The sequence below is a fragment of the Isoalcanivorax indicus genome, from assembly GCF_003259185.1.
GTDB classification, from domain to species: Bacteria; Pseudomonadota; Gammaproteobacteria; order Pseudomonadales; family Alcanivoracaceae; genus Isoalcanivorax; species Isoalcanivorax indicus.
In genome coordinates this window covers 2,043,270-2,069,266 of record NZ_QGMP01000001.1, presented here as the reverse complement: position 1 = coordinate 2,069,266, position 25,997 = coordinate 2,043,270, and the positions used below count along the sequence as shown (strand labels likewise).

Sequence of the window (25,997 nt, the reverse complement as noted above, 5' to 3'; positions counted from 1 at the left end):
TCAGTCGGAGGTGTGCCGTGGGCGAGGCAACGCTGCAACAGGGCTGGACCGACAAGCGCCGCTATCTGTGGTTGCTCAGTACGCTGACGATGCTGTTGCCGCTGGCCGCGATTGGCCTGGTGGAGCGCACCGGGTTGGCGTTGTTCTGGTGGTTCGGTCCGATCTTCGTGTTTATCGGTATCCCGATTCTCGACCATCTGCTGGGCGAGGAAACCGAAAATCCCCCCGAGTCGGTGGTGCCGCATCTGGAGCAGGACAGCTATTACCGGGTGGCGGTGTGGATCGCGGTGGTGTTCCAGTACGGGGCGTTCCTGGTTGCGGCGCAGGTGGCGGCCACGGCGTCCTTGCCCTGGTACAGCTACCTGGGCCTGGCCATTACCACCGGCACGGCCATGGGCATCGCCATCAACACGGCCCACGAACTCGGCCACAAGACCAATCGTTTCGAGCGCACGCTGGCCAAGCTGGCGCTGGCGCCAGTGTTTTACGGGCATTTCTTTGTCGAGCATAACCGGGGCCATCATGTGCGCGTGTCCACGCCGGAAGACCCGGCTTCATCGCGCTTCGGCGAAAGTTTCTACCGGTTCTTGCCGCGGGTGGTATTTGGCAGCCTGCGTTCGGCCTGGGAGCTGGAAGCGGTGCGGTTACAGAAAGAAGGCAAACCGGTGTGGCACTGGCACAACCATAATCTGCAGGCGTGGGGCATGTCGGTGCTGCTGTGGGGCGTGTTGCTGGTCTGGCTGGGCTGGGGCGTGTTGCCGTTCCTGCTGATCCAGTCGGTGTTCGGCTTCCAGCTGCTGGAGGTGGTGAATTATATCGAGCACTACGGGTTGTTGCGGCAGAAGAAAGACAATGGTCGCTATGAGCCCTGTCGACCGGAGCATTCGTGGAACAGTAATCGCCGGGTGACCAATATCTTTCTGTATCAGCTACAGCGTCATTCCGATCACCATGCGTTTCCCACTCGCTCCTATCAGTCGCTGCGACATTTTGATGAAGCGCCGCAGTTGCCCGGAGGCTATGCCTCGATGATCGTTCTGGCGTGGGTGCCGCCGTTGTGGTTTCGGGTCATGGACCCGCGCGTCATCAAGCACTACGACGGCGATCGGTCGCGGATCAACGATGGCTTTGTGCGTAACAACTGATTGTTGACGGCGATCAGTATGAAGTGTGCGGCGGCCACCATGTCGGTGACGCTTTCCTTGAAGTCATTCAGCAGCCAGCGCATGGCCATGTTGACCAGCGCGCCGATCATGCCGGTGGCGATCAACGTGTCCTGAACAGCATGCGGGCTTCGCTCGGGATGCAGCCCCCGGAAGACCACCAGCAGAAACGCCGCAAAATCGTTCATGACCTTGCGGTACAGGGCATCGACCTCGGGGCTGACACCAATGATCTCGGTCATGATGATGCGCGCGGCGCCGGGGTTGTCGTGCAGGAATTCGAAATAGGCGGTCAACGCCGCGTCGGCCATGGCGTCGGGCTCGCCTTGCTGGCGGCTGATGGCGCCACTGACCTTGTCGCGGATCTGGTCCGTCAGGCGCACATAGATGTTGCACAGCAAGGCTTCACTGTTGCTGAAGGACTCGTAGAAATAGCGTTCGGTCAGCCCGGCCTCGGCGCACAGGGCGCGCACGGTGGTGCCCTGGAAGCCGGTGCTGCCAAAGACGTTGATCCCGGCCTGAATCAGCTTCTCGCGCCGCTCGGCCCGGCGCTGTTCAATGCTGACGCCGCGATAGGCGCGGCCGTGTGCCGGGCGGTTGGCCGTGGAGCGTGAGGTGGAAGGCGTGTCTGTCATGGCGCCATGTTGACATGGCATATTGTCAGAAGTAAAGTGACATCATCTGTTGTCAGAAAAAGAAGCTTACCCAAGAGGATGCATAACGTGACGCACCCCCAATTCGACGTCGCCATCATCGGCAGTGGTTTTGCTGGCCTGTGCATGGCCATTCGTCTCAAGGAGCAGGGCAAGGACAACTTCGTGATTCTTGAGCGGGCGCAGGATGTCGGCGGTACCTGGCGCGACAATCAGTATCCCGGTGCGGCCTGCGATGTGCCTTCGCATCTCTATTCGTTCTCCTTCGCCCCCAACCCGGCCTGGTCACGCAAGTATCCGACCCAGCCGGAGCTGTATGCCTACCTGCAGCGTATCGCCAGGGATTATGACCTGCTGCGCCATATCCGTTTCGACAATACGCTGGAAGCGGCCGAGTATGACGAGCAGCGTGCCTGCTGGACGGTGCGCACCAGCCAATCCAGCCTGACCAGTCGGACGCTGGTCATGGGCAATGGCGGCCTGGCCGAACCGAAGCTGCCCGAGATTGCCGGTGTCGAGCGTTTCCAGGGCAAGACCTTCCACTCATCGCGCTGGGATCATGACTATGATCTGAGCGGCAAGCGTGTGGCCGTCATCGGCACCGGGGCGTCGGCGATTCAGCTGGTGCCGGAAGTCGCGAAGGTGGCGGGTCGTCTGGATGTGTACCAGCGCACGCCGAACTGGTTGATCCCGCGTCCCGACCGCGCTTACACCGGGCTGGAAAAGACGCTGTTCAAGGCGTTGCCCGCCACCCGTCGTTTGCATCGCAACGCTATCTACTGGGGGCATGAAGCCCGCGTCATGGGCATGGTGCTCAATCCGGCACTGATGAAGGTTTTCCAGAAAGTGGCCGAGCTGCACATCCGTCGCCAGGTGAAAGACCCGGTACTGCGCGAGCAGGTGACACCGGACTACACCATCGGCTGCAAACGTATTCTGATTTCCAACGACTGGTATCCGGCGTTGCAGCAGGACAATGTGTCGCTGATTACCGACGGTATTCGTGAGATCCGCGAGCACTCGATTGTCACGGCCGACGGTACCGAGCGTGAGATCGATGCCATCATTTTCTGCACCGGCTTTTACGCCACGGAGAATCCGATCGCCCATGCGGTCACCGGACGCGGTGGCCAGACGCTGGCCGACGCCTGGGTGGATGGGGAAGAGGCTTATCTGGGCACCACCGTACATGGCTTCCCGAACCTGTTTCTGATGATCGGCCCGAATACCGGGTTGGGGCACAGCTCCATGGTGTTCATGATCGAAAGCCAGGCGGAGCTGATCCAGCGCCTGATCAATGACATGCAGCAGCAGGGCAGTGAGGAGATCGAAGTGCGCGAGGCGGTGCAGACCGGTTACAACCGGCGTTTGCAGGAGCGTCTGGCGGGCTCGATCTGGGCCACCGGCTGCGACAGCTGGTACAAGCACAAGAACGGCAAGATCACCGCCCTGTGGCCGGGTTTCACCTTCCAGTTCTGGCTGCGCACTCGTCGTTACCGCCGTGACGATTACAGCTTCAGCGCGGTGCCGGTGAGCCCGAAGACCGCAACGGCCTGAGACGGATCGCCATGCCCGGCCCCGGTGCCCTCAAGGGGCGCCGGGGCTTTGCATATCAGGGCTTCCCATACCAGACTGTGTGCCCCGAGTTACTGCCCCGGAACCGAACATGCGTGTCCCTCCCCAGGCTATCCCCGCCGAGACCTTGCAGAACCTGATCGAAGAGTTCGTGACCCGCGATGGCACTGACTACGGTGAGCGGGAAATATCGCTGTCCGAGCGCGTCACGCAAGTGGAGCGCCTGTTGGCGCAGGGCGAGATGGCGATCTGGTTCGACGAGGCCACCGAAACCGTGTCACTGCTGACCCGCCGCCAGATGCAGGAGGCGGGTCTCGGTACCGGAGAAGAGCGCTGATGCCGAGTGGTCCTCAGGCAGCTTCAAAATCCATCGGCTTGATGTGATCCAGGTTGACACTCTGACGTGCCAGCCACAGGTCATACATGTCCTGCATGGCAAGCCAGCTTTCTGGTGAGCGTCCAATGGCTTTGGCAAGGCGCAGCGCCATTTCGGGGCTGATACCGCTATCACCCTTCAGCAGCCGTGAAAGCGTAGAGGGTGAAACATCCAGCCTGGCGGCCAACTGACGGGTGCTGATACCAAAAGGCAACAAGTAGACGTCGCGGATGAATTCACCGGGATGTGGCGGATTATGCATGCTCATCAGTGATAATCCTCGTAATCAAGTATATAGGCGTTTCCATCCCTGAATTCGAACGTGAGCCGCCAGTTGCCGTTGACGCGGACTGACCAGCGCGCCCGGCTTTTGCCCTTTAAGGCATGCAGGTAGAAGCCGGGGATGTCCATATCGCTGACGACCGTGGCAGTATCAAGCGCAGCAAGCTGCATGCGCAGCCTGTTTGCGTGGTCAGCACGGATGCCGCGTGTGCTGCCTGTGCTATAGAACCGCTGCAGTCCCTTGTGGCGGAATGATTTAATCATGATGCGCAGTGTAGCGTGATGCGCACTGCGCAACAAGTGCCTTCAGGCAAGCTCCTTCAAGAAAGCCCCAGGACTTTGCAGCCGATCAGGTGGATGGCCATCGCCAGCATGATCAGCCAGCTCAGCGCAATGCCCAGTTGGCGCGCCTTGTTGACGGCGCGGGGGCGGGTCATGCCGATGGCATGCAGCAGGCGCCCCAGGAAAAAGATCCCGCCATACAGATGCAGCGCGGCGCCCGGTGCGCCGGTCAGTTCCAGTACGGCCAGGCCGATCAGCACCACCGGCACATATTCGGTGGCGTTACCGTGGGCACGAATGGCCTGCGCCAGGGTCCGGTTGCCGCCGTCGCCCAGGGACACCTGGCCGCCAAGACGCTGGCGTACCACGTTGGCTGCCAACACCAGTATCAGGAGCAGGAACAGGCCGGTGTACAGGGCGGTGACAGGTAGCAGCAGTGCGGTATTCATGGGGTCCACTCCGGTTGTTTTTTGCGTTGTCTGAGAATAAAGCGTGCCGGGGCCAGGGCGCCACGCAGTGCGCTGTCCACGGGCAGGGGTTCGTCATTGACCAGGGCGGCGATCAGTTCCGCGCACAGGGGAGTGCCGGTGATGCCGCGACTGCCGTGGGCAATGCTCATGTAGAGTCCGGGCCGTACCGCGTGCGGTACGGCCCGGGCATCGGGCACCTCCCCGGCCAGTGGCAGGAAGTCGATGCTCTGGCAGCGCAGGCCGACGCGCTCGCCAACGACGCGTACTTCGGCGCCACCCAACTCAGCCCATTGATCCGGCACCTGAGCGGCCAGTTCGGCCAGATTGCGCTCGTTATCGGCGGCCTCAGGCTGCAGATCATGGCGGTGCAGATCGAAGGTCGCCCCCACACAGTGCAGGTCGTCCAGAGCCGGTGTCAGATAGCCACTGTGGCAAATGGCCTGTGACCAGCGGCGGCTGGCGTCCGTGGCCCGGCAATAGGTGACCTGGCCGCGAATCTGTTTCAGCGGCAGCCAGTCAAGGCCGCACAGTTCACGGGCGGCGGCAGCATTGGCGAGCACGGTGATGTCGGCGACATGAGGGGCGCCAGCGTCCAGCGTCAGATACCAGCCGTTGTGGTGCTCACCCATGTCGATGACACGCCGTTTCACCAGCGTGATGCGGGGATGCTCAAGCAGATGGGTGCACCAGGCCGGGGGGCGAATATAGCCGCCGCCGGGGAGCAGCAGGCCATCGTGATCGGGGCAGGCTTGCAATTGATCCGTCGGCCACAGGCCGCTGTGCAGGGCGCCGGTCTGGCGTGCCTGCTGGCGCCCGTCGGGCGGATACTGGCGCACACCACTGAGCGCGCCGTCGTTGTCGGTGGCCGGGAAGGTGTAGCGCTGCAACCAGTGCAGGGCGTTCAGGTAACTGCTCTGATAGAACCGGTTCTGCGCCGTCGCATGGGGGCTGGGCGTGGTGTAGACCACACCGGCCAGATTGCCGGAGGCGCCCTGGGCGATACCTTCGGGATCGAAGACCGTGACCTGCCAGCCTCGCTCTGCCAGGGCGCGGGCGCAGGTGGCCCCCGCCAGGCCTGCTCCGATGATGGCCGCCCGCCCGGTGGTCGGCTGTGCCGGGCGCCAGTCACCGGCGGCGGTACCGACCAGCATCTCGCGTTTGCGGCCAAAGCCCGGCACCCGCTGCACCGCAAAGCCCTCGGCGGCCAGCCCCCGGCGCACAAACCCGGCGGCGGTGAAGGTGGCGAAGCTGGCGCCCGGCGCACTGAGTCGGACCATGGTGCGAAACAGAGTCGGCTGCCACATATCCGGATTGCGTGCCGGGGCAAAGCCGTCAAGGAACCAGGCATCGACCCGGGCGTGCAGGTGTGCCAGCGCTTCCTGCACGTCGGCAAAGATCAGGGTCAGGGCTATCCGCCCGCCACACAGCCAGCGTCGATGCAGGCCCGGTGCCAGCGGCGGATAGACCTGTGCGAGTTCCTCGGTCAGGGGGGCAAACTGTGGCCAGTGACTGTGCGCGCGGCGCAGGTCCGCAGGCCTCAGCGGATGCTTTTCAATGGAAATGAAATGCAGGGTGCTGTCTGCGGGCGCCCTGGCCAGAAACTGATCCATGGCGCAAAGCAGATTCAGCCCGGTGCCAAAGCCGGTTTCGGCAATCACGAACTGTGCCCCCGCAGGCAGGGCCGCAAACCGACGGCCCAGGGCATTGCCGTCCAGAAAGACATGGCGGCTTTCGGCCGCCCCGTCCTCACGTGAGAAGTAGGGATCATCGTAGGCCAGTGCCACGGGGGTGTCGGCCTGCCAGTCCAGTTCGGCTGGCGTGATCGGGGTGGCGAAGGGGCCGGGTGTCATGGTGAGGCGTCAGCGCTCCCGGCGTTGGCGGCGGCAAACGCCAGCAGCGCTTCGCGTACGGCCACATCCAGATCATCCGCCTGATCGGGGTGGCCGGTCACGGTGGCGCTGACAAACACGGGGGGCAGGGCGGTGACACTGAGCAGCGTGACGGCGCGAGTGTTCCGGTATTGTTGCTGCAGATGGCCGACCGCCACAGGCAGTGGCAAGGCGTCTTCAACGTCCGCGCGCTCTTCCGTCACCACCACTTCCAGCGCGCCGCGATGCAGGGCGCGCTCACCGAGTTGCTGGCGTTGCGGGCCGTACTGACCGGCGATCAGACGGCTGGGCGGCATGTCGTCCCAGCCGCCGGGGATGGGGAACAGTTGCAGCTCCAGACGCTGTTCCTTGCCGTCGCGGAGACGGGTATAGCGCAGCATGCGCAAATGGCGCTGGTCCAGGCTGATATCGCCCTGATAGCTGAAGGTGCCGAGCTGCGCCGGGGCTTGCCAGGCATTCAGGTCCACCTCAGGGGTCGGGATTTCCCAGGGGATGCGCTCGTTGATCCGCTCCTGATCGGTCATCACGAGTTCGCGGGTGCAGCCTGTGGTGGCCAGCAACAGGGTGCACAGCAGGGCAGTGATCAACAGACGCGGCATCATTCGCGACAGGTCCTCGTTCCGGGCGTATCGGGTATGGATGGCCGGAGTATAGCGAAGCAGGTGCGGCGCTGTCAGAACGGGTTCAGAGGTTGAGGATGGCATGATGCGTTAAGGTATCGGCACGGGTGGTGAAGGTTAAGTCAGCGGAGGACGGTACGGTGCGCAGGAAACGAGTGGGTGGTGTTGTTCTGGCCGCTATCGTGCTGGCGGGTGGTCTGGCGTGGAGCCCGGGGAAGGTGCAGGCGGAGCAGGACGGGGCAGAACGTGTGGCGCTGGTCCTCAGCGGCGGTGGCGCGCGCGGTCTTGCCCATGTCGGGGTCATGCGCGCGCTGGAGGAATATGGCGTGCAGGTGGATCTGATTGTGGGCACCAGCATGGGCGCCATTGTCGGCGCCTTGCGAGCCTCGGGCCTGGATGCGGAGGCTCTGGAGCGGGTGGCCCGGGGCACGGACTGGGGGCTGGCCTTTACCGACCGGTCGCCGCGTCAGGATCAGCCTTATATCTTCCGGCAACTGGATGCCGGGCTGGCGGCGGATTACCGGCTGCATATGGCCCGCGGGCGTATCGTGTTGCCGCGCAGTGTGCTCAAGGGTCAGCACATGACCGCCATGCTGGATGACCTGTTTGTGGCAGTGGATCGGGTGGATGACTTTGATGCCTTGTCGATCCCGTTTCGTGCCGTGGCGGCAGACCTGGTCTCGGGCGAGCAGGTAGTACTGGATGGCGGCCGTCTGAGTACGGCGGTCAGGGCGAGCATGTCCATCCCCGGACTGCTGGAGCCGGTGGACCTGGATGGGCGCCTGCTGGTGGACGGTGGTGTGGTCAACAACATCCCGGTGGATGTGGCGCGCGACCTCGGAGCGACCCGTCTGGTGGTGGTGGATGTCGGGACGCCGCGCCGGAAACGGGAGGATATCCAGTCTCTGGTGGACGTGATGGATCAGTTGACCGGACTGATGGTGCGCGGCAACAGTGACCAGCAACTGGCCTCGCTGGCGGCGCACGATCTGCTGATTCGCCCGCAGCTGGAATCGGTGTCCAACAGCAGTTTCGGGGAAGTGGATGCGGCGTTGGAAGCCGGATACCACGCTGCGGTGGCGGCGCTGCAAGCACAGGGGAGGGTGCCGGTGCCGGTGCCGGTCGGAGACCGACCGGTGGCGCCCGGTGAGCCACCGGTCATTCATTTCATTCGCGTCAATAATGACAGCCCGGTGGACGACCGGGTGATCCGCAATCTGCTGCGCCAGCCGCTGCATCAGCCGCTGGATCGGGCGCGCCTGCACGAGGATATCTCGGCGATCTACGGGCTCGATTATTTTCGCCAGATCCGTTACCGGGTGATCGAGGAGAACGGGCAGACCGGTTTGCTGCTGGTGTCCCAGCGGCGTCAGGAAGGCAGCAACTTCCTGCGTGTGGGGCTGCGCATCAGCGATGACTTTCGCGGGGATTCGGAGTTCGGCGTGGGGGCCAGTCTGCGCATGGCGGGCCTGAACCGGCTGGGGGGCACCGCCTTCCTGCGCTCGGATATCGGCACGACGCCGCGTCTGGAAGGGCGTTTTGTACAGCCGCTGGATTACCACATGCGTTATTTCATCGAGCCGCAACTGCTCTACCAGGCAGAGCGCATTGATCTGTTTGATGACACCATCCAGGACGAGGCCATTGCCTCCTATCAGCGCCGTGAACGCCAGGCCGGCCTGGCGCTGGGGCGCCAGCTCTATCGTCAGCGCGGTGAAGTGCGGGTCGGTGTGGTGCGCAAACGCGGTGATGTGGCGTTGCGGGGTGGAATGGACCTCGGCGAGGGCAGCTACGACGATGGTTATTATCTGGTCGGTCTGGGCTGGGATACGCTGGATGATCTGGCCTTTCCGCGTCGCGGCCTGCGCTGGAAAAGCCAGTGGCAGTGGCATGACCCCGAGCTGCGCGCAGAGCAGCGCTTTCGCCGCTTCAGCGGCGAGGCCACCTGGGCGCTGTCCACCGGGCGGGTCAGCTGGCTGCTGGAAGGCGACCTGAGTGTCAGCGACACCGACGAACAGGATCTGGCCAATATCGTGCCCATCGGTGGTTTTCTGGAATTGTCCGGCCTGGCGCCGCGCAGTCGCTGGGGCATGCATCGCGCCATGACGCGGCTGGTGACCCTGGTGCCGCTGGGCCCGCAAAGCAGCATGCCCTCTCGCTTGCCGCTGTTTGCCGGAGCCTCGCTGGAGCGCGGGAATGTCTGGGAAATACGCAGCGAGATGAGTGCCCGCAATGCCATTACGGCGGGCAGCGCCTTTCTCGGGATGGACACCCCGGTGGGCCCGGCCTACCTGTCGTTGGGGTTGGCGGAAGGCGGCCATCGTTCGGTGAATCTGTTCGTAGGCCAGTTGTTTCGCTGAACGGCCATGTGGGTCACGCCGCGTACTCTGACCCGCCGTTCATCCGTTCGGCGTAGTAAATGTGTTTTGAAAGGGTTTCTTTTGGTTATTTTTTCGTATAATTGCCGCCAGTGAAAATAACTGGAGATTCCCATGCGCCGCTATCTTGCTGCGCTGTTCCTGCTCAGCCTCATGCTGTCGGCTCGCGCAGAACTGCATCCCGCCCTGAGTAGCGCCCTGTGCAGCGCCGCTGCAGAAGACAGCGCGCTGGCACCGCAGATGGAGGCCCTGCTGGAGGCTGAGCTGATCGGTTATCACCAGGTGGAAGCCGTGCTCAACCTGCCATGTGGGGATCAGACCCTGCTGGCTACCGTAGTGAACGGTCAACTGGCCGAGAATCTGGAGTATCTGGCGATTGATCTGGACCTGGATCTGAACGCGCCGGTGGTGGAATACGCGGGACGACGCGTGTCCTTCGAAGCCTTTTTGCGTGCCCGGGGTGCCCGGGGCGATGACACACTCAAGACCTTTGTGGAGACCTGGCTGGCGGATCTCGGCGACGCCAGTTTCAACCCGAATCTGGAATTGAGCATGAATTGATCGGTTTGTTCTGCTTCTGCCTGATAGCAGCGTACATGCCCCGCGTACCCGGCGGGGCTTTTTTTTGCCTGAAGAACATGCCTCCTAGTGGAAGTCGCGCGAGCGGCTTTTCAGGCTGGCGAGGGCATCGCTGACATCCTCGACCTTGCCGGCGATCAGGTGGATCAGGCCCTCTTCTGTCTTTTCTGCCGTGCCCGTGATGATCAGTAACTGGCCACCGAGAATGGCGCGCCGGTATTGTTCCTGAATGCCTTGCCAGAGCACCACGTTGGTATTGCCGGTTTCGTCTTCCAGGGTCATGAACAGCACGCCGGAGGCCGTGCCCGGTCGTTGCCGGTTGGTGACCACCCCGGCCACATGGACCAGCCGGCCGCTGTCCAGATGGCGCAGGTCACGGGCGCGTTTGCAGCGGGCGAATTCGGGCCGGTGGCGCAGCAGGGCCAGCGGGTGACGGCCCAGGGTCAGCCCCAGGCTGCGGTAATCACTGAGCAGATTGTCGACCTCTGAGGGCGCATCCAGACGCACGCCGTCGTGCAATGCGGTCGGGCTGTCTGACGCGCTGTGTTCAAACAGCGGCAGTGTTTCCTGCACCGCCTGTATCTCCCAATGGCCCTGATGCCGATGGCCGGTCAGGCGGGCGAGGGCGTTGGCGGCCACCAGGGCGTCGCGCTCCTGGCGATGGAGCTGTGCCCGGCGGCACAGGTCTTCCACGTCGGTGAAACGCGCCTGGCGCCGGGCGGCGACAAGGCGTGCCGCCGCGTCTTCGTTGAAGCCACTGATCTGGCGCAGGCCCAGGCGCAGGGCGGGCTGCATGCCGAAGGCCAGGCGCGTGCTGTCTTCCAGGGTGTAATCCCAGTGGCTGTGATCGACACAGACAGGGCGGGTTTCAATGCCATGGCGCCGGGCATCCTGGATCAGTTGCGACGGCGAATAGAAGCCCATGGGCAGGCTGTTGAGCAGGCCAGCATAAAATGCCGCCGTATGGTGCCGCTTGAGCCAGGCCGAGACATACACCAGCAGGGCAAAGCTGGCGGCATGGGATTCGGGGAAGCCGTAGCCGCCAAAGCCTTTCATCTGTTCAAAAATGCGCTCGGCATACTCGGGGGTGTAGCCATTGGCGAGCATGCCGTGAATCACCTTGTCACGGAATTGCATCAACTCGCCGCTTTTGCCCCAGCGTGCCATGGCGCGGCGCAGCTGATCGGCCTCGCCACCGCTGAATCCGGCGGCGACCATGGTCAACTGAATCACCTGTTCCTGGAAAATGGGTACGCCGAGGGTGCGTGACAGCACATCGCGAATGCGGTCATCGGGATAGTCCACCGCTTCCTGGCCATGCCGGCGGCGCAGATAGGGATGCACCATGTCGCCCTGGATCGGGCCGGGCCGCACGATGGCGACCTGAATCACCAGATCATAGAACTGCTGTGGCCGCAGACGCGGCAGCATGTTCATCTGCGCGCGGGATTCCACCTGGAACACGCCGACACTGTCGCCCTTGCAGAGCATGGCATAGGTCTGCGGGTCTTCCCGGGGCAGTTGCTGGACACTGAGCGCGGTCTTGCCCTGCGTAGCCCGATACCCGTTGATCAGATCCAGCATCTTGCGGATGGCGGTGAGCATGCCCAGCGCCAGCACATCCACCTTCATCAGACCCAGGGCTTCCAGATCATCCTTGTCCCATTGAATGATGGTGCGCTCGGGCATGGCGGCGTTTTCGATCGGCACCAGCGTGGCGATGGGGTCGCGGCTGATGACAAACCCGCCAACATGCTGTGACAGATGCCGCGGGAAGCCGAGCAGCTCCAGGACCAGGGCGCGGTATTGCCGCGCCAGCTGCGTGTCCTTGAGGCCCGCTTCGCGAAACCGCTCAATCAGGGTGTCGGGTTTGTCCCACCAGGCCAGTTGCTGGCTCAGCAGGTCCAGCCGGTGCCGGTCAAAGCCCAGGGCGCGGCCGACATCCCGTACGGCGGAGCGCATGCGATAACTGATGACCGTGGCGGCGAGGGCGGCCCGCTCGCGGCCATATTTGCGATAGATGTACTGCACCACCTCCTCACGCCGCTCGTGTTCGAAATCCACATCGATATCGGGGGGTTCGTTACGTTCACGATTGATGAAGCGCTCGAACAGCAGGCTGCTGTGCACCGGGTCCACCTCGGTCACGAACAGGCAGTAGCAGACAGCGGAGTTGGCAGCCGAGCCGCGCCCCTGACACAGGATGCCCTGGCGGCGGGCGAAGGCGACGATGTCCTGCACGGTGAGGAAGTAATACTCATAATCCAGCTCGCGGATCAGGGCCAGCTCTTTTTCGATCAGGGCACGGACCTTGTCGGGGACACCTTCGGGCCAGCGCCGGGCGGCGCCTTCCTCGGTCAGCTGGCGCAGCCAGGCGGCGGGGGTCTTGCCCGCCGGGACAACTTCCGCCGGGTACTGATAACGCAATTCATCCAGTGAAAAGGTGCAGCGCCGGGCGATATGCAGGCTTTCCGCCAGCAGGGCTTCGGGATAGAGCTGGCGCAGGCGCGCCACCGGGCGCAGATAGCGCTCGCCATTGGCAAAGCGGCGCTGGCCCAGTTCCGCCACGGTAGTGCGATGACGCAGGGCGGTGAGTACATCCTGCAGGGGTTGCCGCGCGGGGCTGTGCATATGCACGTCGTTGCTGGCCACCATGGGCAATTCATGGTGATTGGCGCGCTGCAACAGGTACTGATACTGGGCCACATCGTCGCCGTCCTGGTGCAGCTCGCAGGCCAGCCACAGGCGGTCGTGGAAATGCGATTTGAGCATGGCCAGTTGCTGATCGGCCCGTTCGGCCTCCCAGCCTGGGCGCCACAGGCACAGCAGACCATCGGCATGGGCGGCCAGCCGTGCCGGGGTGACCCGGTATTCGCCTTTGGGGCTGTCACGGCGGGCGGCCGTGATCAGCGTGGACAGGTTGGCGTAGGCGGCGCGATCGGTGACCAGCAACACCAGACGGGTGCCGTCGGTGAGGGTCATGCGGCTGCCGATAATCAGGTGCAGGCCCGCTTCACGGGCCGCCTGATGGGCACGCACAACGCCTGCCAGGGTGCATTCATCGGTGATGGCCAGGGCGGCATAGCCTTCACTGGCGGCCTGCCAGACCAGTTCATCCGGCTGGCTGGCACCGGTCAGAAAACTGAAGCTGGATTGTGCGTGCAGTTCGGCAAACATGATGGGCGCCCGTGGCACGCCGGGGGTGCCGGCCTGAGAAAAACAGACCCGGGAGCAATGCGCCGTCCCTGGCGCGGGCCCGACAGCGGGGACTGGGGGCCCTGGGAGATCTCACGGCAGTAAACCTGTCAGGGGTTGCAGTACCTTTCAGGTGTCAGACTCAGATCAGGTGTCAGACTCAGATGACCGTGTGCTCACCGGACAGCCAGAATACTGTCCGTATGAGCAGTATGTCAAGCCTCGCCTGTCACAGCAGCGCCAGCGTGGAGTCCGCATGCCAGAAGGGCGTCAGGCGGCGGCGCAAGGCGGCTTCGATCAGCCCTTTCTCGTTCAGGGCATCGATAGCCTGCGGGGCATAGTGCATGATTTCGTCGCTGACCATCTTCTTGGTCACGCCCATTTCCTTGACCAGCTTGTCCAGCGAGGTCTCGCCGTACTTCTGGAAAAAAAAGTCCACCCCGGCATCCAGCAGGTTGCCGAAGTAGCGGGTGGCCCGGAACTGCTTCCAGGCTTCGAGGCCGGTCACCATGGCATCTTCCAGCTCATCGCGGGTGACATAGCGGCGCAGGCTGGCGACTTTCTGTTCCTTGATCTCGTCCCAGAAATCCAGCACGGCCTGGCGGAACTCGCCACTCTCGATGGTCTTTTCCAGACGTTTTTCACTTTGCCGGATAATGCTGCGGGTGTTGTGGGCAATGTATTTCTTGATGCTGCTTTCCGCTGATTTTTCCAGCCCCGGGGCCGCCTTGCTGACCGCCGACTTGCCCAGCTTCAGCAGCGAGCTGGCGCCGGGAATGCTGCCGGCCATGTTGGTGCCCTGATTGATAAAGCCCTGAATGCCGCGATAGAGCATGTCGGAAATCAGGTTCAGGGTCAGCGGGCTGCCGCCGATCTCGCTGATCAGGCGCTGGCGCAGGGCTTTCATTTCCAGGGCCACATCCAGCAGTTCGGCCACTTCCTGATCGCTGATCAGGTCCTCGAAGCTGTTCTTGTCGTGGCCGGGATGGTTGTACAGACGGTCGGCAATCTCACCGATCAGCTCGGGGATGGCGCCGGAAATGTCCATGTCGATGGCATAGCGTCTGGCCGTCGCCTTGACGGTGTCGACACTGACCACCTCATTCAGGGTCAGGGTCTTCGCCGCCTTGAACGCCAGGTCCACTTCCTCGCGCACGATCTTCGTCAGGGTTTTCTTGTCCAGTTGCGCAATGATCCAGGCAATCTGGGCATTCATCAGTTGATCGGCCTTGGCCTGTTGCGTGTCCGTCATGGGTCGGCTGTCCTGTGTTGGCGATGTCGTGAGAAAGCACTGCCTCGCAGACTAGCGGCTTCCCCGGGCACGCGCCTTGGCCGTAGTGACATGGCGGCGGTCTCTGGTTTGCCGGAGTCTGTTTTTTGCCGGAGTCTGGGTTTGCGGGAATGTGGGCTTGCCGGAATGCGGGCTTGCCGCCATGCTTGGTGCAACGTCGCCAGAGTGCGGCAGGACAGGGAAGCAGGGCATTGCGGCTATTGCGGTTCTTCAGGGGTGAATTGGCTGACGAGGTGCGCGACTGGGTGGCCGAGGGGCTGATCAGCGCCGCGCAGGGAGAGCAGATTCTGGCGCGGTACGGCCTGTCTCTGGAGGGCTCGGGGCGGACGCCACTCGCCTACAGGGTGCTGACTGCGCTGGCCATCATCTTCGCCGGGGCGGCGGTCCTGCTGCTGTTGTCGCATAACTGGGACGAGCTGTCCCGCGCCGGGCGCATGGCCGGCTTGATCGGCGCCACCGGTCTGGTCAATGCCCTGGGGTTCCGGCAGTGGGTGCGCGGCTATCGCGATCAGGCTGTGCTCTGGCTGTTTGCCGGCGGCATTCTTTATGGCGCCAGTATCATGCTGATCGCCCAGATCTATCATCTTGGCGAACATTTCCCCGACGGGCTGCTGCTCTGGGCGCTGGGTATCCTGCCGCTGGCCTGGCTGACCACCAGCCGCCTGCTGCATGCGTTGCAGTTGCTGCTGGCCGCCCTGTGGATGATGACCCAGTGGCGCTATGGGCTGCCCTGGCTGCTACCGCTGTTTGCCGGGGCCGCCCTGTATCAGGTGCTCTATCGCAGCCACTCCGGTGTGCTCCGTGACGCGGCGCTGGTGCTGCTGCTGGTCTGGGCCAATGGTTTGTATGCCTGGAGCATGGGGCATTATTTTTCACCACCCCCCGGTATCTGGGCCGCACACCTGGTGCTGACCGCCTGGCTGGTATTGCTGGTGCGCGGGCTCACTCTGACGCAACTGGATCATCCGCTCCGTGGCCGCCGTGCCCACGCGCAATGGGCGACCCACTGGCTGATGCGGCTGGCGCTGCTCGGGCTGCTGGTGTTCAGTTATGTCGGTGCCTGGGACGAGTTCATCAAGGCCTGGTTGCGGCATGGCCTGCCCTTGCAATGGTGGCTGCCACTGGTGTGGCTGCTGGTGGCTGCGCTGGCCTGGCAAACACGCATGCCAGAGCGCAGCGCCATCATCGCCTCGGCCGCCGGGCTGACGCTGGTACTGCTGCTGGTGACCTTCTGGCCCTTCCAGGGCCTGGCGCTGTGGCTGGCGGTGGGCATCAATCTGCTGTTGCTGGGGTTGGGTATCGCCATGATTCGGCAGGGCATGCAGCACGGTGTGTCATCGCGTTTTTACGGTGGCGTGGTGTTACTGCTGTTGCTGGTCATGTTGCGTTACCTGTCGCTGATCGGTGATTACCTGAGCAGCGCCCTGATGTTTGCCGTGGCGGGCGTCATTCTGTTCCTGGCCGCGCGCTACTGGCAGCGGCATGACCGTCGGAATGGCCGCCTTCAGGAGAGCGCCGATGCCGAATAAACTGGTGGACAGTGTCGAACATGCGATTTCCGAGCGCCCGATGAACTGGCGCGGCTGGCTGTTGCTGCTGGTGTTGCTGGGGCAACTGCTGGTGCTGGCGGGTGTGTTGGGATCGGCGCGCTATCCATTGTGGGCTGGTCGCGATGTGGCCCTGGAAGTGGTGCCGGTGGACCCGCGCGATCTGTTTCGTGGCAATTATGCGCGCCTGGAATACGCCATCACCAGGCTGGATGCCGGGCTGCTGGTATCGCAGCAGCCGTCCGATTACCGGGCGCCGCTGCAAGCGGGCAGTCGGGTGTATGTCATGCTGGAGCAGTCGGAAAACGGCGATAATACCTGGCAGGCCACGGCCATTCACCGCCAGCGCCCGGACAGCGGCGTTTTCGTGCGGGGCCGCATCATGTATCGCAGTGGCGACATCCTGCGATTGCGCTACGGCATCGAAGCCTGGTTTGCACCGAAGGACAAAGCCCTGGCGCTCGAGCGCGACCTGATGCGCGGTGGTATTGCGCATATCCGGGTCACCGACGGTGGCCGGGCAGCCCTGCACGCCATCACACCGCCGACGGCCCCGCCAGAATGAGGTAGCTGTTTGCCTCCAGTTGCAGTTGCCCGTCATGGACGGTGAACAGCGTATCGGCAGCCAGGGTCTCTCGTTGAATTTGGCGTTGAACCTGGCGCTGACCCGCTTCTTCCAGTTCACCGCCGCCACGCACCAGATACCCCAGCGTATGGCCTGGCAAGGCCAGGGTGTGGGGGCGGGTGCTGATGAGGATATCCAGCCAGGTGCTGTTGGGCACGGTGTCGTCACTGCCATAAATGCGGGTGCGTGCGTCGGGTTCCGGTTGGGCCGTGCGGTACCTGGCGTCCGTGATGAGGTGCTCAGGGCGCAGCCATAACTGGATCATGTGATTGAGCTGCGTATCCGGGTTGATTTCATTGTGATCGAAACCCGTTGCACCCGCCTGCTGGATCTGGATCGCACCGGCTTCCAGTATTTCGCCGTCCCCGAGACTGCCCTGGTGCAGCAACCGCCCCCGAATCAGGCAGGTCACGATATCGATGTTGCGATGAAAATGTCTGCCCGTGCTGCCCTGCGGCCGAAAGAACGCATCCGCCAGATAGACCAGATTGCCCAGTCCGGGATGCGTATCCGGCAGCGCCTGGTCGCCGAACTGCCTCGGCGACATCACATAGAGCCGCTCGCGCAGACCGGCGAAGCCGCCCAGCGGCAGATCGTCGCGTGTCAGTATTTCCATGTCAGAGCTCCATGCTCAGCCCCGCATGCCATGCAGACGCCGTTCGCGACCGGGTGTACTGCCGGTCCAGCGGCGGAACGCACGATTGAACGCGCTTTGCTCGGAAAAACCCAGCAGCAGCGCCACATCAGAAAGCGACAGCGACGTGTCACTGAGGTATTCCTGCGCCAGCCGCGCACGGGCCTGGTCCAGAAAGGTCTGCCAGCTGATATTGTGCGCCGCCAGCCGCCGTTGCAGCGTGCGCGGCGACACATGCAGCGCGCGGGCGGCAATCGGCAGCGTGGCGCGGCCATCAGCGAGCAGGCGGGGCAGCAGTTGTTGCAGGGCGCGATCAAACGGGTCGTCGTCCGGCAGCGTGTCCAGCAGGGCCTGAGCTTGTCGATCCAGCAAGGCACGCAGCGCCGGGTCCCGCTGTGGCATGGGGATACCGAGATACGCTGCCGGAAAGCGCACCCGGACATGGCTGTCGTTAAAATGCACCGGGCAGCCGAAAAACGTCCGGTAAGCGTCAGCCGATCCGGGCCGCGTCGGGGCACCGGCAAAGGCGACCAGGGACGGCGGCGGCGGGTCTTCCAGCTGCCGCCGCAGGAAGGTAATCAGCGCGGCGATGGCGACCCCGTCGGCGGATTGCCCGAGCAGTTCGCTGGTCCCGTGCCAGCGGATCTCCACGTCCTGATCCACAGCGAGCACTTCGGCCACATTGACGCCGTAGAACAGTTTCTCGTAGCGCTGGTAGGCCAACATCGCCTCACCGAGACTTTCCGCTGCCAGCACCAGATAACCCAGCACGCCCACATGATGAGGCTGCACACCGGCCCCGACAGCCAGCTCCGGCGCTGCCTCCGCAGGCCGCAAGGCCAGCCCGCGCTCCAGCAGGCGGCGCCACACCGGCACGGGCACGATGTCGTCCGGGGCATAACGCAGCAGCGCCGCGCGGATCTCCGGCGCGGGTAATTGCTCGGCTTCCAGCCAGTCTGTCAGCAGCCGTGTCCAGGCACCGGTCAGTCTCAGTACGCTCATCTTTCTGCTTTCATGCTCTGTATGGCACTGATTGTCAAAACAAAGGCATGAAAGGTCAATAAGGTTTGGCGCTCAGGCTAAAAAATAGACGTGATATGGGCCTGGCAGGAGGTCACCGTGGCTTTTACTGACATGATCAACGAGATGCTGGCCAACAGTGGCCTGTACGCGCTGCTCGATCTGGCGCCCGCCTGGCTGGCCCTGGATCTGCGCCAACTGGTGTTCGTCTTTGCCACACCGCTGTTTATTGGCGTGGCGCTGTGGGAGTACCGCCGCATTCGCAACGACCCGGCACGCATGGACGGTCGCGAAGCCGTGCGTAATTTCATGCTTGGCGCGGGCTACCAGATGACCGAGTTGCTGTTTGCCGGTCTGATCGCTTTCCCGCTCTACACGCTGGCCTATCACTACCGTCTCTTTGATCCGTCGCTGACGTGGGGCATGGTGCTGCTGACCTTTATCGGTGTCGAATTCTGCTTTTACTGGATGCACCGCAGCAGCCATCGCATACGCTGGTTCTGGGCTGCGCACGTGGTGCATCACTCGTCCCACCGGATGAACTTCACCACGGCCATGCGCCAGAACGCCACCAACATTTTCAACGGCGGCTGGCTTTTCTATGTGCCGCTGGCCTTGCTGGGCCTGAACCCGGTCTGGATCGGCACGGCCTTCGCGCTATCGCTGGTGTACCAGTTCTTCATCCACACGACGTTGGTGGACAAGCTGCACCCGGCTATCGAATTCGTTTTCAATACGCCGAGTCACCACCGCATGCACCATGGCAAGAATCCGGGCTGCATTGATCGTAACTACGGTGGTGTGCTGATTATCTGGGATCGTCTGTTCGGCACCTTCGTGGAAGAGCAGGACAAGGACAGCATCGAATACGGTATTACCCGGCCGCCACCGAAGGATGATCTGGTGACCTTGTGGACGCACGAGTACCAGGACATGTTCCGCGATATGGTCTCGTCCGAGGGCCGTGGTGGCCTGTGGCGGCGCTTGCAGCACCTGTGGCGTGCGCCGGAGTGGCGTCGGGATTAGGTTTGGTGGCAGATGGCTGGTCTCTGGAGTGTCGTAGCTCCGTAGCACGGCCTCGGTGAGGGGTAAGCCCTTCCAGAAGCCGCCGTGAACCCGTCCCTGGGGGCTTGCGTTCGGCATCCTGCCTCACACACTTCTGGAAGGGCTTACCCCTCCCCGAGGCCTCAGTTCAGTGCCAACGACACGAAGACCACTTCGTAGCGTGTCGCCAGAACCAGACTTGCGGTTGGCCGGAAGTTGTTAGCTGGGCTGCGCGTGACGGCCCTCGGGGGGCGGGTAAGGGGTTTCTGGACCTTCGAGAGGCATGGATGCCGAACGAGAGCTTACAGGGATGTACTTGCAGCGTGTCCAGAAACCCCTTACCCGCCCCCCGAGGGCCATAACCACCACAACCAAACAGAATGGAAAACCCCCGACCCTCAGTCGACGACCTCGAAGCGAACGTCCGCCGCCTCGGGCAGTCGCTTCAGCAGCGCGTCACCGATCAGTGAGGCCGGTGTCCAGAAACCGCCCGGGACTTTGTCGTCCACATCCTGCACAAGCGCCACCGCTGCCTGGCCAAGCATCTTTGCGGTGGAGCCGTAGCCGGGATCACCTTGACCGACCACCTTGACCTGCAGCGACTCACCCGCCTCGGTCTTGCCGATAAAGCGCAGATCATAAAAGCCGGTTTTCTGTGCTGTCGGAGTCGGTCCTTCGCCCGGCTTCGGCACCACAAACTTTTCCAGTACCCAGCGGGTGGGGGGCAGCACCGCCGCCGCCAGGAAGGCCCCCATGCCGGTGGCCAGCCCCAGTGCTTTCATGCGGCCGCCGAAGCCGGTGCCGGTCAGCATCGCTTCGTCGTAACGGAATTGTGCGCCATAGGCATTACCCAGCAACGCATTGCTGCGATGCACGATACGCGTATTGATGCCCGCCATCACGAACGGACCACTCCAGGCCTGGAAGTCGGCGTCGAACACCGGCGTTGACACATTGCGCTGGCGTGCCGTGAAGCCATGCTCCGGCGGACACAGGGCATAGGGGTTGGCGAGTTGCTTGCGCAGGTCACTGTCGGAAGCGGCTTCGCGCGCCACGTTCATCATGCTGGCCACGGTGCCGCCCGAGACGCCGCCTTTGGCCGCCTTGACGCGCATCGCTACGGTGCTGCATGGCGCTGCAAAGCGCTTTTCTGCCTCTTTTTGCAGAAAATATACGCCCAGGTCGGAAGGAATAGAGTCGAAGCCGCAGCAGTGCACGATGCGGGCACCAGAGGCGCGGGCGGCGTCTTCGTAGCGGCTGATCATGCGCGGGATCCACTGCACCTCGCCGGTCAGGTCGCAGTAGTGGGTGCCGGTTTCGGCACAGGCGCGCACCAGGGGTTCGCCGTAGAGGGCGTAGGGCCCGACAGTGGACACGATCGTGTTGGCACGCTGACACAGTTCGCGCAGGGCAGTGTCGTCGGCCGCATCGGCGATCAGGGCGGGCAGGCTGGCGGCGTCCAGGCCCAGCTCGCTGCGTACCTGATCGAGTTTCGATTGCGAGCGGCCGGCGATGGCCCATGTCAGGCTGCCTTCGGTGCCGAAGGTATCCCGCAGGTAGCGGCACAGGATCTGGCCGACGAAGCTGGTGGCGCCGAACACCACCAGATCAAATTGTGCAGTGGAAGATGTGTTCATGGTGTCCTCTGTCATGGGGTGGCAGTGGCAAGGATGGTTCACCATGGTACGCAGTCTGGTGCCGACTTTCCTGTCTGTTTTGTACCCGGGGGTGATGCCTTCGGGCAGGCGTGCGCCGGTGCTGTCGGGCAGGTATGCTCGGAAGACAGTGCTTGAGCACAGGTGATGTCATGTCAGGGATTCCCGAAGGTTTTACCCCGCTGTTTCGCGCCAGCCCCTTTACCGACCTGATCGGGCCGATTCACAACCGGCGTACCGATGAGGGTGCGCTGATACTCGGTCTGCGGGTGGCCATGCAGCATTGCAATGCGCGCGGCCTGATGCATGGTGGTGTGTTCTGCAGTCTGGCAGACATTGCGCTGGGCTATAACGCGGCGTTTGCCTCCGAGCCACCGACGCCCATGGTCAGCGCCAGCCAGACGATGGACTTTATCGGCAGCGTGAAAGAGGGCGACTGGCTGGAAGTGGACACGCAGGTGCGCAAGGTGGGCCGCAGCCTGGCCTTTGCCGATTGCCTGTTCCGGGTGGAAGGGCAGCTGGTGGCCCGCGCCAGTGCTGTTTTCAATGTCATGCATCCATGAATTATCTGGCACATCTGGCCCTGGCGCAGCCGACGGTGCCGTCCAAGGTGGGTAACCTGCTGGGTGATTTCATGCGCGGGGTGGACGCTGCGCAGCTGCCCGAGCCGGTCAGGCTGGGGCTGCATAATCATCGTCTGGTAGACCGTCTTACGGACCGGCATCCTGATGTGATGGCATGCCGGCGTCTGTTTTCGCCGCCGCGGCGACGCTTTGCCGGGGTGGCGATGGATGTGTTGTTCGATCATTTCCTGCTGCGCCACTGGGCGCGTTTTCATGATGAGGCGTTGGCGGCCAGTGTGGCGCGGGATTACCAGCTGTTGTTGCAGGGCCGCCCGCTGATGCCGGCGCCGATGCGTGAGCATGTTTCCCGTCTGGTGGCCCATGATGGCTTGCGCTATTACCGCTCGCTGGAGGAAGTGGGGCAGGCGCTGGACCGGATCGCTGGCCGGATCCGGTTTGCCAACCGTTTTCAGGGCGTGGCCGAGGAACTGGCACAGCACTACGACGTGCTGGAGCAGGTTTTCCTGACGCTGTACCCGCAATTGCAGCGTGAGGTGGCCGCACAGGCGCTGGAATAGCCTAGAAAAATCCCTGCATGAACCATTGGCGTTCCTGAGCGCCGCTGCCTCCGGTGCGATAGATCCAGCACAGGTTGCCGCTGGACAGATGTCGCGCCAGAAAATAATCACGCTGGCCGGGCTGATCTGCGGCGCTGGTGTTCCACCAGTCGAGACTCAGGCGCCGGTCGGCCAGCAGGGGCACCAGTTTGCCGCCGCGCCAACGTAACTCGCCCTGTCGCGTCTGTTGCAGGGGCTCTGCCGGGCTCAGCAGCCACAGGGGTTGGCGCTGCAAGGGGGGGGGCGTGTCGGGCTCAGTGGATATTGGCGCGGCCTGCTCCGTCATGGGCTTCAGGGGGTCGGTTTCCTGCTGGCGCTGTTCGGGCAAATGAGCATCCACCAGTGACAGGCGCTGCAACGCCAGTTGTGGCAGGCAGGCGAGTTTTTCCAGCAGGTCGCGGGCGTCTGCGCGGGCGCCGTGGGCCTGTATCAGGGTGTGGTGTTCCGGGGCGGCCGCCTGCGGGCGGCTGCAACGCAAGGTCAGGGCCAGCACCGGGGCGCGCAGGCGATGTTGTTCCAGATACCGTTCGGTGAGTTGGTGCCACAGGGCCGCTTCTGCGCAAGGGCGGGCCCGGCGAATGCGCAGGGTTTCACTGTCTCCCTGATGGTCGGTGAGTTGCCAGTGCAGGGTGCGTACGGCTTGCTGGCGATGCCGTAGCCAGGCGCTCAGGGCATCCAGTTGCTGCCGCATGACGGGTAACAGGTACTGGCTGTTGCGCACCGGATCACTGAATTCCCGGGTCAGCATAAACCGTTCCGGCGGCGACAGGGCCGGGCGTGGATCCCGGCGTTCGCCGAGCAGTTGTTCGCACCACAACAGCAGGGCCTTGCCGAAGCGACGCCCGAGTGCCGGGCGGGGCAGGGCGAGTAATTCACCCAGGGTGCGAAAACCCGGTGCCGCCAGAGCGCCTTTCAGGGGGGCGGCCAGGGCCAGGCGGGCCACAGGCTGGCGTGCCAGTGCCGCGCAGAAGGCGTCGGCGGCGGCCCGGGCGGTGTCGGCCTGATCGGCCTGGCGCAGTGCCTGCAGACTGTCTTCGGGCGGCGCATGACTGAGTTGCCAGGCGGCCAGTGGGGTATGGCCCACGCCGGTATGCCAGTCGTGCCCCAGGTGGCCCAGCAGGGTGTGCAGGGCTACCAGCAGGTTTTCGCTGCCGCCAAACAGTCTCAGGCTACCGCCAATATCCAGTAACAGGCCGGGGTCGGCCTGATCATCTTCGGCCGGGCCGGGTTGGTGCAGGCACAGGCCCGGAGTGAAGTGCAGCAGTTGCCAGGCCAGCCGGGTCAGTGCCGCCTGTTCCCGGGTCGGATCCCGTTCCAATACCTGCAATTCATCTATCAGTGCGTGGGCGGTGGCCAGTTTCATGCCGGGGGTTACCCCGGCCGCCTGGCTGCGTGCACAGCAACGCAGCACATGATGCCGGGTGGCCACGGCACGGGGGCCGCCGTTGTCGCCGGGGAAGATCGTCAAGGGCCATTGCGGCAGACGAATGGCACACCACAGGGGCCGGGGCATCAGGCATGCTCCGGCCGTGATGTTGTGCTCGGCAGCGGTTCTGGTTCCGGTGTGGTGTCCGGCAGGGGGGGCGGTACCGCATGCGGTACCGGGCCCAGATCCAGCGGTGGTATGGCGGGCACTTTTCCCGGCAGACCGAGCCGGTAGATGACCGGTTCGGCGGGCGGTGGTTGTATGGCGGGCGTGGCCGGAAGTGGCTCATGTTGTGGAGCATGTTGCTGAAGGCGCTGTTGCATGCCATGCGGCGCCAGCAGCCGTGCCGCGCGGCCCAGCGCGCTGTGCAGGGCCGGGGGGTGCCAGGGCAGGGTGAGCTGTTGACCTGCCCAGCCACCGGGCTGTTTCAGGATATGCAGGTGAAGCTGCCACGGGGCGTCGTGGTGCAGTTGCGGCTGGCAGTGCAGGCGCAGTGGCGCGGGTGAACTGTCACGAAGATGGCGTTGATCTCTCAGGATCACCACCCAGCAGCGGCCCTGTTGCCCGGCCCGGTGCAGGCGCCGCAACAAGCGCGGGTCGCGCAGGGTGTCGGGCCACCAGCAGATCAGCGCAGCCACCGCATCGGAGGCGGCGGCTTCCCGGCAGGCGCGCATCAGGGTGCCTTGGGGGTCGTCGCTGTGCAGCACCAGCAAGCGATCAATGTCGATGCCCGCCTGCTTCATCGCTACCGCAGCGGGTCTGGCGGGCGGGTTGGCCAGCAGGATCAGGCCGGGGTCGTCACGGTGCAGACGGGACAGCGCGGGCAGCAGCAGACGCAGCAGTGCGGGCCCCGGGGCTGGCGCCAACAATTCGGTCAGCCCGGTGGCGGGCCAGCCGCCCCGATGCAAGGCCTGATCCAGCGCCGCAAAGCCGCTGTCCAGCACGGGCTCCGCCGCCGTGTCGCCGGTATCGCGGCCACGCCAGATATCCGCTCGCTGGAGCAGTGTGTCCAGGACGGGGGGCTCGGCTGGGGTGGTCGGGGGCGGGATATCCATACCTCCAGAATACTGTTCCTATGAACAGTATTTCAAGCCTTCAGTCGCTCGCGCTCCAGTGGCGGTAGGGGTGCTGGCTCAGCGCGCTGTTGTAATAGCGCACGTCGCCGGTGACTTCCTCGCCAAGCCAGTCCGGCGGCTGTATGGCCTCGTCTTCGTGGTCCAGCTCGACCTCGGCCACGATCAGGCCGTCGTTATCGCCGTGGAACACATCCACTTCCCAGATATGCCCTGCCATCGGCAGGCGATAGCGGGTCTTCTCGATACGCCCGGCCGGGCACAGCGCCAGCAGGGCGCGGGCATCCTCCACGGGGATCGGGTACTCGAACTCGGCCCGGCGGGCGCCGTCATTGCGCCCCTTGACGGTCAGCCAGGCCTGATCGGCCTGAATGCGTACGCGCACCGTGGCCTCCGGGGTGTGGCTGAGATAGCCCTGGCTGAGTTCGGTGCCGGTAACGTTGGCCAGCATGTTGGTGTGGCGGACCAGGAATTTGCGTTCGATTTCAGTGCCCATGGGATACCTGTGTCAGGAGTCAGTCGCTGTCCAGGCCCAACTGGTCGAAGGTCAGGGTCAGGCCCAGTGCCTTGAAGCGGGCCATCAGTTCAGCGGGCAGGTAAAAAGCCGGATCGTCCATGAAGAAATACTGGGAGACACCTATACCACAACGGTAGTGGCGTCGCAGCGCGGGCAGACGATCACCGAGTTGTTCGAGTTTCTCCACCAAGGCCTCGAAGTGCTCCTGATGACTGGCCTGCTGATCCAGGCCGCTGGTCAGCAGCCAGCGGTTGTCCAGCCGTCGGGCCTCGGGCAGCAGTTCACTGTAGGGCTCGCCCTGGCGCCAGCAGTCGTCTGGTGGCCTGCCTGCCAGTGCGGTGATCGCCTCCGGGTCCTCGGAAAAGCCGAAAATGGCGAAATAGACATGGTGTTCGGTCACGACCGGTCCCCTCCCGGCCATTGCAGGCGTTTCATATGACGCTCTCTTGTGTTTCCCCCTGAGCCTCCACTCTAAACAACGGGGCCGCCGCCTGACCAGCCCGCCAGGCCACAATGCGCAGTC

At 63.7% G+C, this 25,997-nt stretch carries 25 protein-coding genes; 10 read left to right on the top strand and 15 right to left on the bottom strand.

Annotated elements, in window-relative coordinates:
* The first annotated feature begins 17 nt into the window (after positions 1–17).
* Positions 18–1,145 carry an alkane 1-monooxygenase gene (locus DKW65_RS09430; protein WP_211315763.1) on the top strand — a complete coding sequence of 376 codons (1,128 nt, stop codon included), beginning with the start codon at positions 18–20 and terminating at the stop codon, positions 1,143–1,145.
* On the opposite strand, the gene DKW65_RS09425 is transcribed toward DKW65_RS09430, so the two are convergent.
* On the bottom strand, positions 1,094–1,798 hold the full coding sequence (locus tag DKW65_RS09425) for a TetR/AcrR family transcriptional regulator (RefSeq protein ID WP_162925790.1): 705 nt from the start codon (positions 1,796–1,798) through the stop codon (positions 1,094–1,096). The genes DKW65_RS09430 and DKW65_RS09425 overlap by 52 nt on opposite strands.
* 78 nt (positions 1,799–1,876) lie before the next feature.
* Between DKW65_RS09425 and DKW65_RS09420 the strand changes: the two genes are divergently transcribed.
* Positions 1,877–3,373, top strand: a complete 1,497-nt coding sequence (locus tag DKW65_RS09420; RefSeq protein WP_111657003.1) for a flavin-containing monooxygenase — start codon at positions 1,877–1,879, stop codon at positions 3,371–3,373.
* 109 nt (positions 3,374–3,482) lie between these two features.
* Positions 3,483–3,728: a YheU family protein gene (locus tag DKW65_RS09415; RefSeq protein WP_111657002.1), complete on the top strand. Its 246-nt coding sequence runs from the start codon at positions 3,483–3,485 to the stop codon at positions 3,726–3,728.
* 13 nt (positions 3,729–3,741) lie between these two features.
* On the opposite strand, the gene DKW65_RS09410 is transcribed toward DKW65_RS09415, so the two are convergent.
* The 5 genes from DKW65_RS09410 to DKW65_RS09390 are packed head-to-tail and all read right to left on the bottom strand — an operon-like array spanning position 3,742 to position 7,292.
* Positions 3,742–4,035 carry a HigA family addiction module antitoxin gene (locus DKW65_RS09410; protein ID WP_111657001.1) on the bottom strand — a complete coding sequence of 98 codons (294 nt, stop codon included), beginning with the start codon at positions 4,033–4,035 and terminating at the stop codon, positions 3,742–3,744.
* On the bottom strand, positions 4,035–4,346 hold the full coding sequence (locus DKW65_RS09405; protein WP_245932450.1) for a type II toxin-antitoxin system RelE/ParE family toxin: 312 nt from the start codon (positions 4,344–4,346) through the stop codon (positions 4,035–4,037). The genes DKW65_RS09410 and DKW65_RS09405 overlap by 1 nt, the downstream gene beginning before the upstream one ends.
* A gap of 23 nt (positions 4,347–4,369) precedes the next feature.
* Entirely contained in the window at positions 4,370–4,780 is a 411-nt protein-coding gene (locus DKW65_RS09400; RefSeq protein WP_111657000.1) for an MAPEG family protein, read from the bottom strand.
* Entirely contained in the window at positions 4,777–6,651 is a 1,875-nt protein-coding gene (gene mnmC, locus DKW65_RS09395; protein WP_111656999.1) for a bifunctional tRNA (5-methylaminomethyl-2-thiouridine)(34)-methyltransferase MnmC2/FAD-dependent 5-carboxymethylaminomethyl-2-thiouridine(34) oxidoreductase MnmC1, read from the bottom strand. Before mnmC ends, DKW65_RS09400 begins: the two co-directional genes overlap by 4 nt.
* A complete protein-coding gene (locus DKW65_RS09390; protein WP_111656998.1) occupies positions 6,648–7,292 on the bottom strand; it encodes a hypothetical protein in 645 nt (214 codons plus the stop codon). The genes mnmC and DKW65_RS09390 overlap by 4 nt, the downstream gene beginning before the upstream one ends.
* 158 nt (positions 7,293–7,450) lie before the next feature.
* Between DKW65_RS09390 and DKW65_RS09385 the strand changes: the two genes are divergently transcribed.
* Both DKW65_RS09385 and DKW65_RS09380 read left to right on the top strand, forming a co-directional pair.
* On the top strand, positions 7,451–9,670 hold the full coding sequence (locus tag DKW65_RS09385; RefSeq protein WP_162925789.1) for a patatin-like phospholipase family protein: 2,220 nt from the start codon (positions 7,451–7,453) through the stop codon (positions 9,668–9,670).
* A 132-nt stretch (positions 9,671–9,802) separates the two neighbouring features.
* A complete protein-coding gene (locus tag DKW65_RS09380; RefSeq protein ID WP_111656996.1) occupies positions 9,803–10,249 on the top strand; it encodes a hypothetical protein in 447 nt (148 codons plus the stop codon).
* An 84-nt stretch (positions 10,250–10,333) separates the two neighbouring features.
* Here DKW65_RS09380 and DKW65_RS09375 read toward each other — a convergent pair whose 3' ends face one another.
* Entirely contained in the window at positions 10,334–13,444 is a 3,111-nt protein-coding gene (locus DKW65_RS09375; protein ID WP_211315762.1) for an error-prone DNA polymerase, read from the bottom strand.
* A 247-nt stretch (positions 13,445–13,691) separates the two neighbouring features.
* Complete coding sequence (locus tag DKW65_RS09370) at positions 13,692–14,714, bottom strand: hypothetical protein (RefSeq protein ID WP_111656995.1); 1,023 nt, start codon at positions 14,712–14,714, stop codon at positions 13,692–13,694.
* Positions 14,715–14,974: 260 nt separating this feature from the next.
* Here DKW65_RS09370 and DKW65_RS09365 point away from each other — a divergent pair, with 260 nt between their 5' ends.
* Both DKW65_RS09365 and DKW65_RS09360 read left to right on the top strand, forming a co-directional pair.
* Positions 14,975–16,282, top strand: a complete 1,308-nt coding sequence (locus DKW65_RS09365) for a DUF2157 domain-containing protein (protein ID WP_162925788.1) — start codon at positions 14,975–14,977, stop codon at positions 16,280–16,282.
* A complete protein-coding gene (locus DKW65_RS09360; RefSeq protein WP_162925787.1) occupies positions 16,272–16,865 on the top strand; it encodes a GDYXXLXY domain-containing protein in 594 nt (197 codons plus the stop codon). The genes DKW65_RS09365 and DKW65_RS09360 overlap by 11 nt, the downstream gene beginning before the upstream one ends.
* On the opposite strand, the gene DKW65_RS09355 is transcribed toward DKW65_RS09360, so the two are convergent.
* Positions 16,837–17,541 carry a pirin family protein gene (locus DKW65_RS09355; protein WP_111656992.1) on the bottom strand — a complete coding sequence of 235 codons (705 nt, stop codon included), beginning with the start codon at positions 17,539–17,541 and terminating at the stop codon, positions 16,837–16,839. The two genes, DKW65_RS09360 and DKW65_RS09355, sit on opposite strands and share 29 nt — an antisense overlap.
* Positions 17,542–17,556: 15 nt before the next feature.
* Positions 17,557–18,561 (bottom strand): helix-turn-helix domain-containing protein, encoded by a 1,005-nt coding sequence (locus DKW65_RS09350; protein WP_111656991.1) that lies wholly within the window; start codon positions 18,559–18,561, stop codon positions 17,557–17,559.
* A 117-nt stretch (positions 18,562–18,678) separates the two neighbouring features.
* Here DKW65_RS09350 and DKW65_RS09345 point away from each other — a divergent pair, with 117 nt between their 5' ends.
* Positions 18,679–19,605, top strand: coding sequence for a sterol desaturase family protein (locus DKW65_RS09345; RefSeq protein ID WP_111656990.1), 927 nt, complete (start codon positions 18,679–18,681; stop codon positions 19,603–19,605).
* A 416-nt stretch (positions 19,606–20,021) separates the two neighbouring features.
* Here the strand turns inward: DKW65_RS09345 and DKW65_RS09340 are convergent, their stop codons facing one another.
* Positions 20,022–21,260 carry a saccharopine dehydrogenase family protein gene (locus DKW65_RS09340; RefSeq protein WP_111656989.1) on the bottom strand — a complete coding sequence of 413 codons (1,239 nt, stop codon included), beginning with the start codon at positions 21,258–21,260 and terminating at the stop codon, positions 20,022–20,024.
* Between the two features lie 170 nt (positions 21,261–21,430).
* Between DKW65_RS09340 and DKW65_RS09335 the strand changes: the two genes are divergently transcribed.
* Entirely contained in the window at positions 21,431–21,841 is a 411-nt protein-coding gene (locus DKW65_RS09335; RefSeq protein ID WP_111656988.1) for a PaaI family thioesterase, read from the top strand.
* Positions 21,838–22,419 carry an acyl carrier protein phosphodiesterase gene (locus DKW65_RS09330; protein ID WP_111656987.1) on the top strand — a complete coding sequence of 194 codons (582 nt, stop codon included), beginning with the start codon at positions 21,838–21,840 and terminating at the stop codon, positions 22,417–22,419. Before DKW65_RS09335 ends, DKW65_RS09330 begins: the two co-directional genes overlap by 4 nt.
* 1 nt (position 22,420) lies before the next feature.
* On the opposite strand, the gene DKW65_RS09325 is transcribed toward DKW65_RS09330, so the two are convergent.
* Genes DKW65_RS09325 through DKW65_RS09310 form a run of 4 tightly spaced genes read right to left on the bottom strand, consistent with a single transcriptional unit; the run spans position 22,421 to position 25,874 of the window.
* Complete coding sequence (locus DKW65_RS09325; protein WP_111656986.1) at positions 22,421–23,971, bottom strand: Y-family DNA polymerase; 1,551 nt, start codon at positions 23,969–23,971, stop codon at positions 22,421–22,423.
* Positions 23,971–24,939, bottom strand: a complete 969-nt coding sequence (locus tag DKW65_RS09320; protein WP_111656985.1) for a hypothetical protein — start codon at positions 24,937–24,939, stop codon at positions 23,971–23,973. Before DKW65_RS09320 ends, DKW65_RS09325 begins: the two co-directional genes overlap by 1 nt.
* A gap of 40 nt (positions 24,940–24,979) precedes the next feature.
* Positions 24,980–25,453, bottom strand: a complete 474-nt coding sequence (locus tag DKW65_RS09315; protein ID WP_111656984.1) for a CYTH domain-containing protein — start codon at positions 25,451–25,453, stop codon at positions 24,980–24,982.
* Between the two features lie 19 nt (positions 25,454–25,472).
* Entirely contained in the window at positions 25,473–25,874 is a 402-nt protein-coding gene (locus DKW65_RS09310) for a DUF4279 domain-containing protein (RefSeq protein WP_111656983.1), read from the bottom strand.
* Positions 25,875–25,997: the final 123 nt, after the last annotated feature.

Coding starts and splice junctions, on each gene's coding strand:
- DKW65_RS09425 (WP_162925790.1), bottom strand. CDS start 1,798: ATGACAGACACGCCTTCCACCTCACGCTCCACGGCCAACCGCCCGGCA.
- DKW65_RS09420 (WP_111657003.1), top strand. CDS start 1,877: ATGCATAACGTGACGCACCCCCAATTCGACGTCGCCATCATCGGCAGT.
- DKW65_RS09415 (WP_111657002.1), top strand. CDS start 3,483: ATGCGTGTCCCTCCCCAGGCTATCCCCGCCGAGACCTTGCAGAACCTG.
- DKW65_RS09410 (WP_111657001.1), bottom strand. CDS start 4,035: ATGAGCATGCATAATCCGCCACATCCCGGTGAATTCATCCGCGACGTC.
- DKW65_RS09400 (WP_111657000.1), bottom strand. CDS start 4,780: ATGAATACCGCACTGCTGCTACCTGTCACCGCCCTGTACACCGGCCTG.
- mnmC (WP_111656999.1), bottom strand. CDS start 6,651: ATGACACCCGGCCCCTTCGCCACCCCGATCACGCCAGCCGAACTGGAC.
- DKW65_RS09390 (WP_111656998.1), bottom strand. CDS start 7,292: ATGATGCCGCGTCTGTTGATCACTGCCCTGCTGTGCACCCTGTTGCTG.
- DKW65_RS09380 (WP_111656996.1), top strand. CDS start 9,803: ATGCGCCGCTATCTTGCTGCGCTGTTCCTGCTCAGCCTCATGCTGTCG.
- DKW65_RS09375 (WP_211315762.1), bottom strand. CDS start 13,444: ATGTTTGCCGAACTGCACGCACAATCCAGCTTCAGTTTTCTGACCGGT.
- DKW65_RS09370 (WP_111656995.1), bottom strand. CDS start 14,714: ATGACGGACACGCAACAGGCCAAGGCCGATCAACTGATGAATGCCCAG.
- DKW65_RS09360 (WP_162925787.1), top strand. CDS start 16,272: ATGCCGAATAAACTGGTGGACAGTGTCGAACATGCGATTTCCGAGCGC.
- DKW65_RS09355 (WP_111656992.1), bottom strand. CDS start 17,541: ATGGAAATACTGACACGCGACGATCTGCCGCTGGGCGGCTTCGCCGGT.
- DKW65_RS09350 (WP_111656991.1), bottom strand. CDS start 18,561: ATGAGCGTACTGAGACTGACCGGTGCCTGGACACGGCTGCTGACAGAC.
- DKW65_RS09340 (WP_111656989.1), bottom strand. CDS start 21,260: ATGAACACATCTTCCACTGCACAATTTGATCTGGTGGTGTTCGGCGCC.
- DKW65_RS09335 (WP_111656988.1), top strand. CDS start 21,431: ATGTCAGGGATTCCCGAAGGTTTTACCCCGCTGTTTCGCGCCAGCCCC.
- DKW65_RS09330 (WP_111656987.1), top strand. CDS start 21,838: ATGAATTATCTGGCACATCTGGCCCTGGCGCAGCCGACGGTGCCGTCC.
- DKW65_RS09325 (WP_111656986.1), bottom strand. CDS start 23,971: ATGCCCCGGCCCCTGTGGTGTGCCATTCGTCTGCCGCAATGGCCCTTG.
- DKW65_RS09320 (WP_111656985.1), bottom strand. CDS start 24,939: ATGGATATCCCGCCCCCGACCACCCCAGCCGAGCCCCCCGTCCTGGAC.
- DKW65_RS09315 (WP_111656984.1), bottom strand. CDS start 25,453: ATGGGCACTGAAATCGAACGCAAATTCCTGGTCCGCCACACCAACATG.